The sequence below is a fragment of the Actinokineospora sp. HUAS TT18 genome (assembly GCF_051364635.1).
Lineage (GTDB): Bacteria > Actinomycetota > Actinomycetes > Mycobacteriales > Pseudonocardiaceae > Actinokineospora.
Map to the genome: position 1 here is coordinate 3,116,456 of NZ_CP195645.1, position 14,060 is coordinate 3,130,515.

General features: G+C 67.4%; 11 protein-coding genes. 3 read left to right on the forward strand and 8 right to left on the reverse strand.

Features of this window, described 5'->3' with window-relative positions:
* Nucleotides 1-63: 63 nt before the first annotated feature.
* Nucleotides 64-627: a sigma-70 family RNA polymerase sigma factor gene (locus tag ACSHT8_RS13920; RefSeq protein WP_436501280.1), complete on the reverse strand. Its 564-nt coding sequence runs from the start codon at nt 625-627 to the stop codon at nt 64-66.
* Nucleotides 628-874: 247 nt separating this feature from the next.
* On the opposite strand from ACSHT8_RS13920, the gene ACSHT8_RS13925 reads away from it, so the two are divergent.
* A complete protein-coding gene (locus tag ACSHT8_RS13925) occupies nt 875-1,915 on the forward strand; it encodes an alpha/beta fold hydrolase (protein WP_436502066.1) in 1,041 nt (346 codons plus the stop codon).
* Nucleotides 1,916-2,013: 98 nt separating this feature from the next.
* Here ACSHT8_RS13925 and ACSHT8_RS13930 read toward each other — a convergent pair whose 3' ends face one another.
* Nucleotides 2,014-2,445 carry a BP74-related protein gene (locus tag ACSHT8_RS13930; protein ID WP_436501281.1) on the reverse strand — a complete coding sequence of 144 codons (432 nt, stop codon included), beginning with the start codon at nt 2,443-2,445 and terminating at the stop codon, nt 2,014-2,016.
* A 252-nt stretch (nt 2,446-2,697) separates the two neighbouring features.
* On the reverse strand, nt 2,698-5,013 hold the full coding sequence (locus tag ACSHT8_RS13935) for an immune inhibitor A domain-containing protein (RefSeq protein ID WP_436501283.1): 2,316 nt from the start codon (nt 5,011-5,013) through the stop codon (nt 2,698-2,700).
* 1,077 nt (nt 5,014-6,090) lie between these two features.
* Here ACSHT8_RS13935 and ACSHT8_RS13940 point away from each other — a divergent pair.
* The gene (locus ACSHT8_RS13940) at nt 6,091-6,942 is read left to right on the forward strand and encodes an endonuclease/exonuclease/phosphatase family protein (protein WP_436501285.1); all 852 of its coding nucleotides are present in this window, start codon (nt 6,091-6,093) and stop codon (nt 6,940-6,942) included.
* On the forward strand, nt 6,939-8,114 hold the full coding sequence (locus ACSHT8_RS13945) for a family 43 glycosylhydrolase (RefSeq protein WP_436501287.1): 1,176 nt from the start codon (nt 6,939-6,941) through the stop codon (nt 8,112-8,114). Before ACSHT8_RS13940 ends, ACSHT8_RS13945 begins: the two co-directional genes overlap by 4 nt.
* A gap of 53 nt (nt 8,115-8,167) precedes the next feature.
* On the opposite strand, the gene ACSHT8_RS13950 is transcribed toward ACSHT8_RS13945, so the two are convergent.
* From ACSHT8_RS13950 to ACSHT8_RS13970, 5 genes are all read right to left on the reverse strand, one after another.
* Entirely contained in the window at nt 8,168-8,305 is a 138-nt protein-coding gene (locus tag ACSHT8_RS13950; protein WP_436501289.1) for a hypothetical protein, read from the reverse strand.
* The gene (locus tag ACSHT8_RS13955; protein ID WP_436501290.1) at nt 8,298-8,549 is read right to left on the reverse strand and encodes a hypothetical protein; all 252 of its coding nucleotides are present in this window, start codon (nt 8,547-8,549) and stop codon (nt 8,298-8,300) included. The genes ACSHT8_RS13950 and ACSHT8_RS13955 overlap by 8 nt, the downstream gene beginning before the upstream one ends.
* 18 nt (nt 8,550-8,567) lie before the next feature.
* A complete protein-coding gene (locus ACSHT8_RS13960; RefSeq protein WP_436501292.1) occupies nt 8,568-8,960 on the reverse strand; it encodes a peptidoglycan-binding domain-containing protein in 393 nt (130 codons plus the stop codon).
* A 112-nt stretch (nt 8,961-9,072) separates the two neighbouring features.
* Nucleotides 9,073-11,946 carry a BTAD domain-containing putative transcriptional regulator gene (locus ACSHT8_RS13965; protein WP_436501294.1) on the reverse strand — a complete coding sequence of 958 codons (2,874 nt, stop codon included), beginning with the start codon at nt 11,944-11,946 and terminating at the stop codon, nt 9,073-9,075.
* A gap of 38 nt (nt 11,947-11,984) precedes the next feature.
* Nucleotides 11,985-13,829 (reverse strand): BTAD domain-containing putative transcriptional regulator, encoded by a 1,845-nt coding sequence (locus ACSHT8_RS13970; protein WP_436501296.1) that lies wholly within the window; start codon nt 13,827-13,829, stop codon nt 11,985-11,987.
* Between the last annotated feature and the right edge of the window lie 231 nt (nt 13,830-14,060).

Consider the following 14,060-nt stretch of genomic DNA (forward strand, 5'->3'; position numbering starts at 1 on the left):
AACCAACCATGCACGAGGTCGTTAGATCGAGACATTCACAAAGCCGAACCCGCACCCCGGTCCTCAGCGTCGGACCTCGCTCCCAAGGTCAGCACCAGCCATAGCACGGAGATCGCGAAGAGCCCTGTGTGCTCGAGACTTCACCGTCCCTGCTGGAATCTGCAGCTCCGCGGCAGCATCGTTGACAGAAGCACCACGAAAGAACAACTGGTAGATCACTGCCCGCTTCTCATACGACAAGCAGCTCAGCAGATCTTGGACGACCAGCGTTCCTGCCACCGCGTCTGCGGTATCCGGTGTCTCCACATCGTGCTCACCGAACGCCTGCACCTCGGTCGGCCGCGACTGGCGTGCACGAACTCTGTCCACTATCAGGTTGTGGGCGACCACTTTCAGCCATCCGTACAGCATCTCCGGCTCACCCGTGAGGGCATGGCCATGGCGCCAGGCACGGACGAAGACTTCTTGAACGATGTCTTCGGCGTTCGACCAATCGCCGATGAGCCTTCCTACGTACGAAAGCAGGCGCAACCGATGCCGGCGGTAGAGTTCGTACAGCAGCCGATCGTCGGGCATCGGTGCAATAGTGGGACGCCCCGGAACCACGACTTTGTTCTTGAGAGCCACGACATCTCCCGCGATCCAGTCAACCTGTGGTGGTTACGTGCTGTGGCGCGAAAGCAGTTCCACAGGTCTTCGGCGTATGATCAAGTTTCGCGGCAAGTCGCCCCTACGACAGGCAAGCGACAAGGATCGCCACGCCTCCAGCACGAGCCTGCTACAGCCGCAGGCGGACACTCGCAACCACACCCAAGGTTCAGCTGAACAGGGAACCGACAGATCCGCCTCCGACGTAAGGACAGCGGAACGCCTGATGACACGGCGCGGAGCGGCCACGCGAACACGAACGAGGCGCGGACATAATCGGCCGCGTGGACAGACCGTCGCGCACCTTCGGTGTCAAGCTAGCAGGGCGAACACGCGGCTTCACGCTGGACGCAGACGATCTGATCCACATGAGACGAGTCTGAAGCCACGCGAACACCGAACTCCAGGACGCCAGAACGGACGTATTCCGACACAGTGGCAACGAGGAGATCAGTTGCGAGCAAGCAGCAATAGGGCAGATTCACCGCCTCCTGTAGTTCTACTTGCCGGCTGGCCGGTGACGACCTATCACTGGCGCTTCACGATTCCCGAGTTGGAGCGCGCCGGATTTCCTGTCCTCCCAATCACCTTGCCCGGCCTAGGTGGCACACCAGCGCCCACAGGCGGGACGGACAAGTTGGGCGTGAGCCGAGCTGTTCTCAGCACCCTGGACGAGTTCGAGGTGGATCAGTTCGTCGTGGTCGGCCATGACTGGGGAGGAACAGTCGGTTGCCTTCTGGCGCGAAACCATCCGTCACGGGTTGCTGCGCTTGTAGTCACGGAGGAGATACTCCCCGGGATCGACGTTGAGATTCCCGAGCCGGGCAAGTCGCACTACCCGCGCTGGCACAGCGCCTTCAACGAACAGCCAGGTCTGGCCGAACTGATCCTCAGTGGAGGACGGGAAGAAACATTCCTTTCGATGTTCCTCACACAGAGTGCGGGACCGAAAGGGTTGCCCCCGGAAGCCATGGACAGATATGTGGGTGCCTATGCTGGCGAAGCCTTTACCATCGCACTCCGCTACTACAGGACCGCTCACGAGGACAACCGGGCGGTACTCGGCTACACAGGAGAACTCATCACACAACCGGTACTGGCAATCGGAGGCGAGTTCGGCATGGGACGAGCGGTTGGTGAAGGAATGAAACCACTCGCACGCAACGTGCACTACGTCGAGATCGCCGAAGCCGGCCACTACCCGGCTGAGCAGAACCCTGACCTGTTCAGCAACACACTCATTGCGTTCCTGCAAGGTCTGGCATGACTGCGTGCCAGGAAACCGATCGTCGTGAGGGACCCGTCCCGTTCTCCTGGAGCGCGGCGCGACGATAGGCGAGCCGCACTCCAGGAGGTCCTCATTTCCTATCGAACAGGCGTGATGCGCACGACGACAGCGGACCACGGACAATAGTGATCCGACGTGATGAGATGCCGCTCGACATCGGACGGAAGCCCGTCACAGACTTCAACCGAGTTGGATCCAAAGTGGAAGGAATCCGGATCGATCTGCCAGCTCCATCCGACATTGACGCCCGGCTTGCCGTACTTTACAAGCCCGACGGGTACCGCATCCAGCGTCTTCCCATTCAACAGGTCGAACGCATCCTGAATTACCTTGTCATCGGTGACCAAGACACGGTAGGTCTCGTCTACGACCTCGAAGTCGACAACATAGTCGACGCCAGGGATAGGGGTGGCTCCGGTCAAGACATCGGCGGCAGCCGTTCCAGTCGATGCGAGCATGATCGCACCACCAGCGAACAGCGAAACAAGCGCCTTTGTACGATTGTTCATCTCACTCCTCAATAATTCGGACTTACATGTGAATGTGAAGACTTCGTGAAACTGCGGATGCGCACGAGCTCGTCAACCGGCACCGCAGCCCACGCCGACGTTGCGATGAGCGTCGACACGTAACAGTTCTGCAGATTTATCAACTTGACACACGCCACAGCGAGATTCGTGTGGTTCGTGCCTGATAGCACGAAATCAACAAGATCGACCGCACCCGATAGCCAGGAGCCTCGACCGGAGTCATTCTCGCGCCTACCTCGTACTGAACACCCGGATGCCCATCGTGCTTCCAGTCTGGGACAACACGTCGATCCCCACACCGGCGGATCGAACCTTCACGCTCGCAGTCGGCTGTTCATCTGACCAGTAGGAACGAAGGTCGTCGAAAACCGGCTGAGCCGGTCGACCACCGATCAAGCTTTCGCGACCGGCCGAGTGCAGCGTGAAAGAGTCCGACTGTTCCAGCGAGAACGGGGCGTCATAGCCAGCGATCCGCGGTCGCCAGGGCAGCCCCAGCGCATCGTAGATCGGTTCGGGATTCGCGTCGACGGGGAGGACAAGCCCCTCCCCGGGATGCTGACTGACGTTGTTGTCCAACTGGCTGGTGTCCCAGTAGGACACAAGCAGGCCGTCCTGGTAAGGAAAGTGCTCGGCCAGCTTCGGCGTGTCCGGCATCCCGTGATTGAACGGGCCTGTCTTCCGGTAGTTGCCGTATCCCTCATAGGTCCGGTAACTCGCCACATAGAACTGGTCGAACAATTCCGTACCGCTGGTCTTACGGAATCCGTTGAGCTCCCACGCGTCGGTCGCCCCCTCGGCACCATCGTAGAACACGACGTCCTGCCCAGACTCGACCTGAATATCATCGGCAAAGAACCCTGAGAGAGCGACTTCTTGATTTGTCACGTACCGAAAGCGAAGTTTGACCTCGTGGCCCACGAACGCATTCATCGGCGCAGCGATATCAGCCCAGAAGCCTCCCGTCGAACCGTGCAACGCCGGAACATTGTTGCGGTCCCGCGGGAATTCATTCCACGGATAGTTGATGGTGCCGTTCAACGCTGTCCACGTCGATCCTCCATCGACAGACGCTTGCACGTAGAGGAAGTCGAATGCTCCTTCGATGTCGTACCGGGCCTTGAACTTCAAGGTCGCAGATGTACGTCCGCGCAGATCCACATCGACCGAGGCGGTGTTCTGGAGGTTGTCACCCTTGCCACTCCAGTACATCTGATCACCTGCGAATGGCTCGCCGTAGACTCGCTTCTCCTTCGGAGGCAGTACGACAACTACACCCTGAGGTGCGCCTGTCGGCACTTCGTGCGCACCAAGTTCGACCTGACGCTCGTCCCCCGCGTGCACGACCTCATGATCGAGCCACCCGAGCTGCAGCTTGTCCCACGCCGACAAGTCACCGGCCCGCGTCCCGACGGCTTCACCCTCACCAGAGAACCGAGTCTGCCCCATGAGGCTCCACCAGTTGACGCTGTTCTCCTCCGCATCCGCCGGTCGCGTCCTGTCATAGTGATCAGGTAGACCGAGGTCGTGGCCGAACTCGTGCGCGATAACACCCAGGCCGCCGTTTTCCGGCTGCATCGTGTAATCGCCGACCCAGATTCCGGTGTCGCCGATCTGCGTGCCTCCGCGGCGGTTACCGGCCGGCCCGCTGTTGGTGTTCGCGAACGCGTACCAGTGGTGGCTCCAGATGGCGTCCTCGCCCTGGTTGATGTCGCCATCGGCTTGGTCTCCGCCAGCGTGCACGATCTGAAGATGGTCGATGTACCCATCAGGCTCGTTGAACTCGCCGTCACGATCGGCGTCGTACCGGTCCCAGACGTCGTGGCGCGTCACTTCAGCCCGGATCTGTGCTTCGGTCCAACCATCGCTTCGACGTTGATCCACCCAATGCGCGAATCCGTCGATGACAAGTGCCCATGAGTTGGTGCAGATGATGTCCGGGCATGGATAGCCGTTGGAGCGACCGTACCTGGCCTCGTTGTACTTGACCTTCACCCAGTCTGTGACAGTACCTTCAATCGAGTATCTACCCGATGACTGCCGTTCGTAGTACGTCCGGAGCGATTCACCGTCGCCAAAAAGGAGGTTCTCGAAGTGCTCTCGGCTGTAATCCGCTTGCCAGGGCGTCGTGTTGTCCACTGCCCGATCGGGTTCCGGGATCTCGTTGTGGACTGGGCCGTCGAAGCGCTCCGGCCCCGGGATGCTTGCGTTAGTATCGCGATCCGGGTAGCTCGCGTGACGTTCGTTTCCGAACTCGACGAGAAGGACGAACACTTTGTCAGTGCCAGTCCTGTTCAATTCAGCGTACTGGCGCCCTGCGGTCGTGTGATCGACCTGCGCGGCGGCAACCGTGCTCTGGCCGCGTTTCTCCGGGTTAACACGACCCGCAAGAACGTCGGACAGCGCCTTCTGTCGCAATCCACGACGCTCGTCCTCGAACACATTCGGCAACTCGTCCCCACCTGTCGGGGTTTCGACGAGGCCAATCGAACGCGGCTCCTCCGCAACCGCGGAGGGCGCGAACGCGATCGCCCCGACAGTGAGGGTCATAGCTAAGGCGAGAGAAAGTCTCGGCCGGTGACGCACATATCCTCCTGGATTAGCACACCCATTCGAACCTCCGCTCGACGGCCAAATAGGTCAACCGCCGTTCGGGACAACGGGCGACTCACGACGAGCCAACCGATCAGGTGTACGTCGCCGCGCGAACAGTCGGATCATCACCGCGACCCTCATCTCGGAGAGTTCGAGATGGTGCTCAGGCGGCAGGCAACGCGGTCGGCATTGGGCGCCTATCGCCTTTCCGAGGCGATCGTTTCGCCGTGGCGAGCCCGCGGGTGGCCAGGTGCCCACTGCGGTGCACGGTGGCATCCAGCGGCTTGGGGTGGCGGGACAGTTCGAGCCCAGCGAGGTTGAGGTATACCGGTCCGTCCGGTAAGCGGGCTACGTTGATCGCCAAGAGCGCCAACGGCCAGGGGCCAGAGACCACCGCGCCCGCGGTGATTCGCGGTGGGCGCCCCTCGACCGAGTGAGCCGCCGAACAGCTCGTCTGGCGGTCTCGAGTCGTCGACGCCATCGCTTGACGCGAGAGATCAACCAGCCTTCTGGTGTCAAAGGATCCAGCCGCCTGGGCGGAGCCTGCCCGGCTGGCTGGAGGTGCACAGCGTGGCGCCGACACACACCGCGCTAGAGGGCCAGATCGGTGACCGCCTGCACACCATCCCGATCTGACATTCCCGGTCTTGCCCAGCGCCCACCGCTTACGCCACGCCACGCCACGCCACGTCACCGAGGCGATGACACCGCGTCGACCGGAACCCGGTGTCATCGGCCTTCCCACGCCTGCCAGCTGACGAATCGGCGGCGCGCACCGCCAAATCGACGGCGAGCCTCGGCGGAGTCCGACGTCGAGACGATGACGAGCCGCCGCGGCGGCCCCGCCTGCCACGACGGGTTACCCGATACGTCGCCAGACAAGTGGATCACCTGTCGATCTTGAACTGCCGAACCCCTCTAGTGCCGCGTCGACGCGCGAGATCTTTCCAAGAAATGACGGAATCGCGTTACGCGTTGCCCGGGTGTCGGCGCCGGTGATCCGATCGGGTTCCCCACGACACAGGAGGAACCTTGAAAGCGATCGGTGAGTTGGCGGTGCGGCCGAAGATGACGCGCAGAGGTCTTGCCTTGACGCTGCTGGCGCCTGCCGTCGCGCTGGTGGCGGCGTTCGTCGCGGTCCCCGGGGCGGGTGCGGCCGGGGCGCTGGAGGAGCAGACGATCAAGGTCGTCACCTACAACGTCGGAGACGCGGGCGGCCTGCGCGCCGACCTCGGCCGCCTCATCGACACCGAGCGTCCGGCGGTGATCGGGTTACAAGAGGTCGCCGACCGCGAGGACGTGGTGCGGGATGTCGCGGCCGCCAACGGGTACGTCGCGATCTACGAGACCGACCGCCAGGCCATCAAGCACAACGCGATCCTGGTGCGTGGCAACGTGACCGTCGTCGACCACGGCGCCAGGGAGATCTCGCCCGCGACGAAGGTGGACCCGGCGACCCCGGGCACCGGGCCCGCCGAGCCGGGCGACTGCGGGTGCTGGGTGCCGCCGAAGTACGCCAACTGGGTGCGGGTGCGGGCCGCGGGCTTCGAATGGGTCGTTGGCGTCGTGCACCTCACTCCGTCCGCGCAGCGGTTCGAGCTCAACCGGCGGCTGCACAACCTGCAGGTCGCGAACAGCGCGGAGTGGTTCTCCAGCCGCGTGGCCGAGCCGATCATCATGGGTGACTTCAACGCCGAGCCCGGCTCGAACCTGATGGACGGGTTGCGGCAGGTGGCCAAGCCCTTCAGCGCCCCGAGCTTCGGCGGCGCGTCCATCGACCATGTGTGGACCAAGCGGTCCGCCGTCGGGTCCGAGGTCGACGCGCTGTCCGGCTACGGCAGCGACCACCGCCCGGTTCGCGTCCGGGTGACGGTGACCCGATGAAGGGGCTGCGGCGTGTCGCGGCGCTAGGCGCGGTGGTCGCGGCTTGCGCCGGGGGCCTGTTCGCGGCGGTGCCGGGTGCGACGGCGGGTGCGGCCGAGACGGGGGCACGGGACGAGTCGCTGGACTTCCGGTTCCCGGCGGCGGACCTGATCCGGGTGCCGGACACGAACACCTATGTGGCCTTCGGCGCCAGCATCGCGGGCAACAAGCTGCCCTACACGAAGGTCGAGTTCGCCGATGGGGCGTTCCAGCGCCGGAGCGCGATCGACGGCGACGCGTGGGACGACGTCACCTTCCCCGCCGACTACTGGGCGCGGCCGAACTCTCCACTGTGGACACCGGCGGTGCTCGCGCGTCAGGAGAACGACAGGACCGTCTACTACCTGTTCTACAGCGCCGCGCTGCCCGGGCCGGAGCCCGCGGGCAAGGCGAAGCACTGCATCGGCTACGCCACTTCGCTGCGCTACACGGGAGGTTTCGTCGCCAACGCCGCTCCGCTGTTCTGCCCTGAGCGCGGTTGGGCGATCGACGCCGACGTCAGCCGGGGCCAGGACGGCGTATGGCTGACCCTGCGCAACGGCGCCTGGACCCAGGACCGTGTCACCGCACTTGGCGCCGCCAAGCTGGAATTCGACCGGCCCCGCCACATTCGGCGGCTGTCGGAGGGCGACCCACAGAAGTTGATCGACAACGCGGATCTCGAGTGGACCCACCACAACAGCCCGTCCGACGACGTCCTCACGATCGAGAATCCCAACGCCGTCCGCATCGACGGTGAGTGGTACCTCTTCTACTCGGGCAACAACTGGTACGCCAACCGCTACGCCACGGGCGTGGCCTACTGCGGGACCGCACTGTCCGACAACCGGTGCACGCCGATGTACGAGCAGCGCGCGTACTTCTCCTACAAGCCCGACCCGGACGGCGAGCCGCGGTTCCGGCCCGGCCTGCCCGACCGATATCGCAAGAACAACCTGCCTGGCAACAAACGGGGCCCCGGCGCGTTCAACGCGTTCCAAGCCCCCGACGGTTCCTGGTGGGCCTCGTGGAACTACATCACCGACGCCAGTCCCAGCCTCGGCGAGGACCCGTCGCCCGACCGGCGGAGCCGGATCGCCCGGCTGACGAAGACCGGCAGCGGACCGACCGCCGAGTTCACCGCCTCCTGGTAGCCGCCAGCGCTCGTCCACCTGCCCGGTCCGGGCAGGTGGACGAGTGGCGAAGGTCAGGTCTGCGCGGGCGGCTGTTCGTCGGCGGAGAAGCCCGCCGAGTGCAGCTGGTCGATGGTCGCGCTGACGTCCGCCTCGAGTTGTTCCAAGGAGGCGATGATCTGGTCGAGTTCCTCGGTTGTCAGCTCAGACATTGTCGCCTCCGTCAGCCTGTCGGGCGCGGATCGCGCGCAGTCTCATCAGCAGGACGCCGATTCCGCCCAGCAGTTGGGAGAGTCCGACCATCGTGGCGATGGCGCCGGTGACGAACACCGGCCAGTTGTCGGTGGCCGCGCCGTAGGTCATGCCCGTCAAGCCGCCGAGCACGACGCTGACCGCGACGCAGACGTCGCGGCTCGGTGGGGCGATGTCCGCCAGGTCGGCGGGTTGGAGACTCATGTATCCACCTCTCGTTCCCTAGTAGCTGCCCGCGAGCATCTCGTCGACGAACCTGCTGTCCAGGCCCCTGCCGATCAGGAACTGGCGGACCGCTTCGTCGCCCTCGCCGTACTGCGCCGCGTCGGCCAGCAGGGGGTACTGGGCGATGTCGAAGTTGGTCATCCGCTCGTCGGTCGTCGAGGTGTCGGCGGTCTCGCCGCCGCGCACCAGGGCGTCCCAGGTCTGGTCGTCGACCACGCCGTCGGCGGTCACGCCCGCCGCGGACTGGAACTGCTTGACCGCCTCCTCCAGCACCTCGCCGAACTGACCGTCCGTGGCCCCGCACGCGTAGCCGCGGTGCTCAAGCGTCTGCTGCAGGTACTGGACCCATTCGCCCTCCTGGCCCCGTTCAAGTCGGGGTTCCTCGGCCATCGGCCACCTCCTCTGTAGTAGGGCAGCTACTCAGAGTCGCGGATCGGCGGCCGCGTGTGGCGTTCGAACGTGCGGCTCGCGGGGTGGCGAGCGGTGCCCTATGGGGAGCCGCTCAGACGACAAGCCGGTGGTTGGCATCGACTTCGTCCCTGATGCCCATCCAGGAGTACAGCTCGCGGGCCGCGGCGCGCTGGCGGGCGGCGCCGTTGCGGTCGCCAGTGGCCGAGAGGTCGGCGGCCAGCCCGTCGAAGGCGCGGGCCAGTTCGAGCTTGTTGCCGATCGAGCGCGCGTGTTTGACGGCGGCGCGGTGGTGGACCGCGGCCTCCTGGGGTCGGCCCTGGTCGAAAAGGATGTCGCCCCGCACCCGGTGGGCGGCCGCGAGCAGACCGGGCTGCCTGATCATGGAGAGCGTCCGCATGGCGTTCTGGACGGCGGTGGTCCCCTCACCGAGAGCGCCCATGAGGCGGTTGACCGCGCCGAGTTCGATCAGGGCCGCGGCCTCGGCGTGCAGGTCGGTGATCTCGCGGGCGACGTCCACGGCTTCGACCAGGCACCGCTTGCCCTCGGCGTGGCGGCCCAGCTCGGCGCAGGTCGAGCCGAGGCGGATGAGCGTCTCGCAGATGCCGTGCCGGTCGCCGAGCTCCCGATCGATCTCCAGTGCGCGCAACGCCTTGCGGTACGCGGTGTCGGACGCGCCGGTCAGCAGGTCCACCCCGCTGCTGATCCACAGCGCGACGCCTTCTTCGCGGACGTCGTCGACGGCCTTGGCCAGACTCAGCGCCGCCGCGGTCGCCTCCGCCGCCTTCGTGTACTCGCCAAGGCTCAGGCGGAACAGCCCGATGCGGTTCAGGCAGGCGACCTCGCGGCGCGCGTCCCCCACCAGCCGCGTCAGCTCCAGGGCGCGCTCGGCGCAGGTGATGGCCGAGCCGTAGTCGTCGCCGCGCCAGTGCAGGACACCCAGGTTGAGGACGCTGAGAAGCTCAGCGTCAGCGTCGCCCAGGGTTCGCGCCGCGCTGACCGCGGCGACGTGGGCGGTGATGCCGTCGTCGAGGTGGAAACCGCGGATGAAGTAGCCGACCAGGTTGCGGGCGAGCCCGCACACCGCGGCGCCGCGGGCGGCGCGGATCGCGGCCAGAACGTTGGCTCGTTCGGCGTCGCACCAGGCCATCGCCGCGAAGTCGTCGCAGAGCAGCGGGCCGACGGCGGTGTCGCGCTCGACCTTCGGCGTGCCCGTCGGCGAGATGACCACGCGGGCCCGGTCGGTCATCTCCAGGTAGTAGTCGATCAGCCGGTCAACGGCCGCGGTGCGGTCGGCTGCGGACACCAGTGCTCCCGCGTACCCGCAGAGCAGGTCGTGCTGCGAGTACCGGCCGGGACCGCGCTGCTCGACGAGGTGGACATCGAGCAGGTCCTCCAACAGGTCGCCCGCGTCGGCCGCCGGGATGCCCGCGAGCGCGGCGGCGGCGTAGGCGTCGACATCGTTGCCCGGCATCGCGGACAGCCTGCGGAACATGTGCTGGTGTTCGGCGGACAACTGCTCGTAGGACAGCGCGAAGGCCGCGCTGACCGCGTCCGTGGCGCGTCCGCCGCGTTCCCGCTCGGCGCGCAGCCGGTCGGCGAGGTGGCGCACGTCCCAACTCGGCCGGTCCCGCAGCCGGGCCGCGGCGATCCGGATGGCCAGCGGCAGTCGCCCGCACAGCGCGACGACGTCCTCGACCGCGTCGGGGTCGTGGCGGCCGGGAGCCGCGGCGTCGAACAGGGCGACCGCTTCCCGCTCCGGCAGCACGGTGAGCGAGACGTGCCCGGCGTCGCGCAGCGCCCCCAGTCTGCGTCGGCTGGTGACGATGGCGAAGGTGCCCGGCCCTCCGGGCAGCAGCGGAAGCACCTGGTCGACGCCCTCGGCGTTGTCCAGCACCATGAGCACCCGCTTGGCGTGGACCTCCGCGCGCCACGCCGCCGCCCGGTCGTCCAGCGACGGCGGGATGCGCTCCGGTGAGACGCCCATCGCCCGCAGCAGGCTGGCCAGCGCGGTCGTCGGCGAGACCGGGCCACGCCCCGCGGTGTGGGCGTGCAGATCCAGGTAGAGCAGGCCGTCGGGGTAGCGGTCGGCGAGGTCGTGCGCGGCGCGCAGAGCCAGCGCGGTCTTGCCGACCCCCGCCATGCCGTCGATGGCGACGACCAACGAGTCGGAGGTGACGACCGCGGCCAACTCCCCCACCCGGCCGGTGAACCCGCCGGGGCTGGCGGGCAGCGTGTTGCGGGTCGACTCGGTGGGCTGGGTGTCGGCGCGCAGGATCTGCTCGTGGGCCTCGCGCAGCCCGGGGCCGGGGTCGACCCCGAGGTCTTCGGCCAACACGCGCCGGGTCGACTCGAACAGCCGTAGCGCGTCGGCCTGGCGGCCCGCGCGGTGCAGCGCGACCATCAGGTACTCGACGAACCGCTCGCGGATCGGGTGCGCCGAGACGAGTTCGGTCAGCTCGGCCACCAGGTCGCGGCCGAGGTCGAGGTCGGCGGCCAACCGCTGCTCAAGGGCGCTCAGCCGCAGTTCCTCCAGGCCGGAGCACAGCCGCGACCGCACCGACTCCGGTGCCACGTCGGCCAGCGCGGGGCCGCGCCACAGAGCCAGCGCCTCCGCCAGGATCACCGAGCGGCGTTCGGCGGGCTCGCCCGCGGCCTCACGGACGAGCCGCTGGAAGCGGTGGGCGTCGACGGTGTCCGGGTCGACCTCGACGCGGTAGCCCGCGTCCTGCCGGGTGATGGCCAGGTCGGGGAGCACGGCGCGCAGCCTGCTGACGTGGCTGCGCAGCGACGCGGCTGCCGTCGGCGGGGCGACTCCGTCCCACAGCAGGTCGATCAGCCGCTCGGCGGACACACTCCGGCCTTGGTCCAAGAGCAAGACGGCAAGCAGCAGCCGCTCCCGCCTGCGCGGGATGCCGACCTTCCCCCCGATGGCGACCTCGACGTCCCCCAGCAGCCGAAACTCCACCCCATCACCCTAGTGGGTGATCGAATCCCGTTCGACGCTCAGGCGCTGCGCGGGACGGCGGCGACCGGAAAGCGGCCCACGATGTCCACAGAGGACTGCGCACCGCCGGTGTCCCTGAACCGGCCGGTGCCCGCGAGCCTGGCCCGCTCGACCGCGTAGGCCCGGACGAGTCCGTGCAGGTAGTAGCGCTGCGACCGCACCTGCCGCAGCAGGCTGCACGAGGCGAGCCTGCGCAGCGCCTCGGTGGCGGCGTCGAGCGAGACGCCGCCGATGTCGGACACCGACTGCGCGGTGAAGTCCGCGGTGGGCATCCGGCTCAGCAGCTGGAAGACGCGGGCGACCTCCGGGCTGAGCGCGGCGTGGACCGAGTCGAACGCCGCCCGCACGCCGGTGCCCGGGTCGCCGTCGACCTCCAGCTTCCCGATCCGGTCGCCGTGGAGTTCGGCGATGTAGTCCTCCAGCCCGCGGTCGCCGCGGAGCAGCAGGTTCGTCGCGGCGTTGCGCAGCGCGAGTGGAAAGCGCCCGCAGAGGGCGATCAGCTCCTTCGACAGCGCCCGGTTGGCCCCGATCCGCGACGCACCCGCGATCGCCGCCAGCAGCGCGAGGGACTGCTCGGCGGTGAGCACGTCGAGGCTGACCCGAAGCGCGCCGTGCGACGCGGTCAGTCCGCCGAGCTGCTGCCTGCTGGTGACCAGGACCGCGGACCCGGACGACGTCGGCAGCAGCGGCCTGACCTGATCGACCGACGTGGCGTCGTCGAGCAGGACGAGAACCTTGCGGTCGGCCAGCAGTGTCCGGTACGCGGCCCGCAGGCCGTCGAGATCAGCGGGCACGCGCTCCGACGGCAGGCCCAGTGCCGCGAGGAACCTCGGCAGCACCCGCTCGGCCGCGCCGCCGGGGCCGCTGAGGTCGGCGTGCAGCTGGCCGTCGGGGAACCGCGGAGCCAGTTCGTGGGCGGTGCGCAGGGCGAACGCGGACTTGCCGATGCCGGGCGGGCCGGTGACCACGACGCACGGCACCCCCGACGGGGATGACGGGGTCAAGTGGTCGACGGCCTCGTGCATCGCGTTGGCCCGGCCGACGAAGTTCCGGATGTCGGCGGGCAGTTCACGCGGCACCGCGTGGCGGTTGGCCACGATGGGCGGTTCTGGCGCGGCGAGGTCCGGCGCGCACTGGTCGCTCGTCAGGATCGCCTGGTACAGGTCGCGGAGTTCGGCGCCGGGGTCGACGCCGAGCTGGTCGGCCAGCACGCGGCGGGTGTCCTGGTAGGCCTCGAGCGCGTCCGCCTGCCTGCCGGAGCGGTGCAGCGCGAGCATGTGCTGGTAGCGGAAGGTCTCGCGCAGCGGGTGTTCCGCGGTGAGCACGGCGAGTTCGGCGACGACGTCCGCGTGCCTGCCCAGGCGCAGGTCGGCGTCGATCCGCAGCTCGCGGGCACGCAGGTGCTCCTCGGCGAGGCCGCTCAGCTCGGCGCCCCGCAGCGCGTCCGACGGCACGTCCACCAGGGCGGGCCCGCGCCACTCGGCGAGCGCCTGGCGGAGCAGCGACGCGCGCGCGGCGGGTTCGGTGGCGGTGGCGCCGCGCTCGGCGAGCGCGCGGAAGCGGAGCAGATCCACTTCGTCGTGGCCGACGGCGAGCCGGTACCCGCCGGGCACTGTGCGCAGCATGTCCGCCCCGCCGAGGGCCTGCCGCAGCCTGCGGACGTGCGTCTGGGTGGTCCGGCGAGCGTCGGCGGGCTGTTCGCTCTCCCAAAGCCAGTGCGCGAGCTCCCCCAGGCGCACCACTTTGTTGGCGTGCATCAGGAATCCGGCGAGCAGGACCTGCTGTTTGCCGATGGCGATCGGGACGGCGCGGCCGCCGATCGTCGCCTGAAGTGGGCCGAGCACCCGATAGTCCGCCGGTGGACGCGCGGAAAGAGAGCACGGCTGACCGTGCTCAGTCTTGTGACGCTGCACTGAACTCCCCCAATAAATCCGTGCCAGTCCCGCTCAACGTACGGAACCGTGGTTGCCATTTCATTGACACCGCGCCCCACACAGCGCTCAGCGAGCCTTCCATACCGTACGGTATGGCAGACTCGGCGAATCGGGACAAAAGGAGCCGCGACCGGCGGCGCG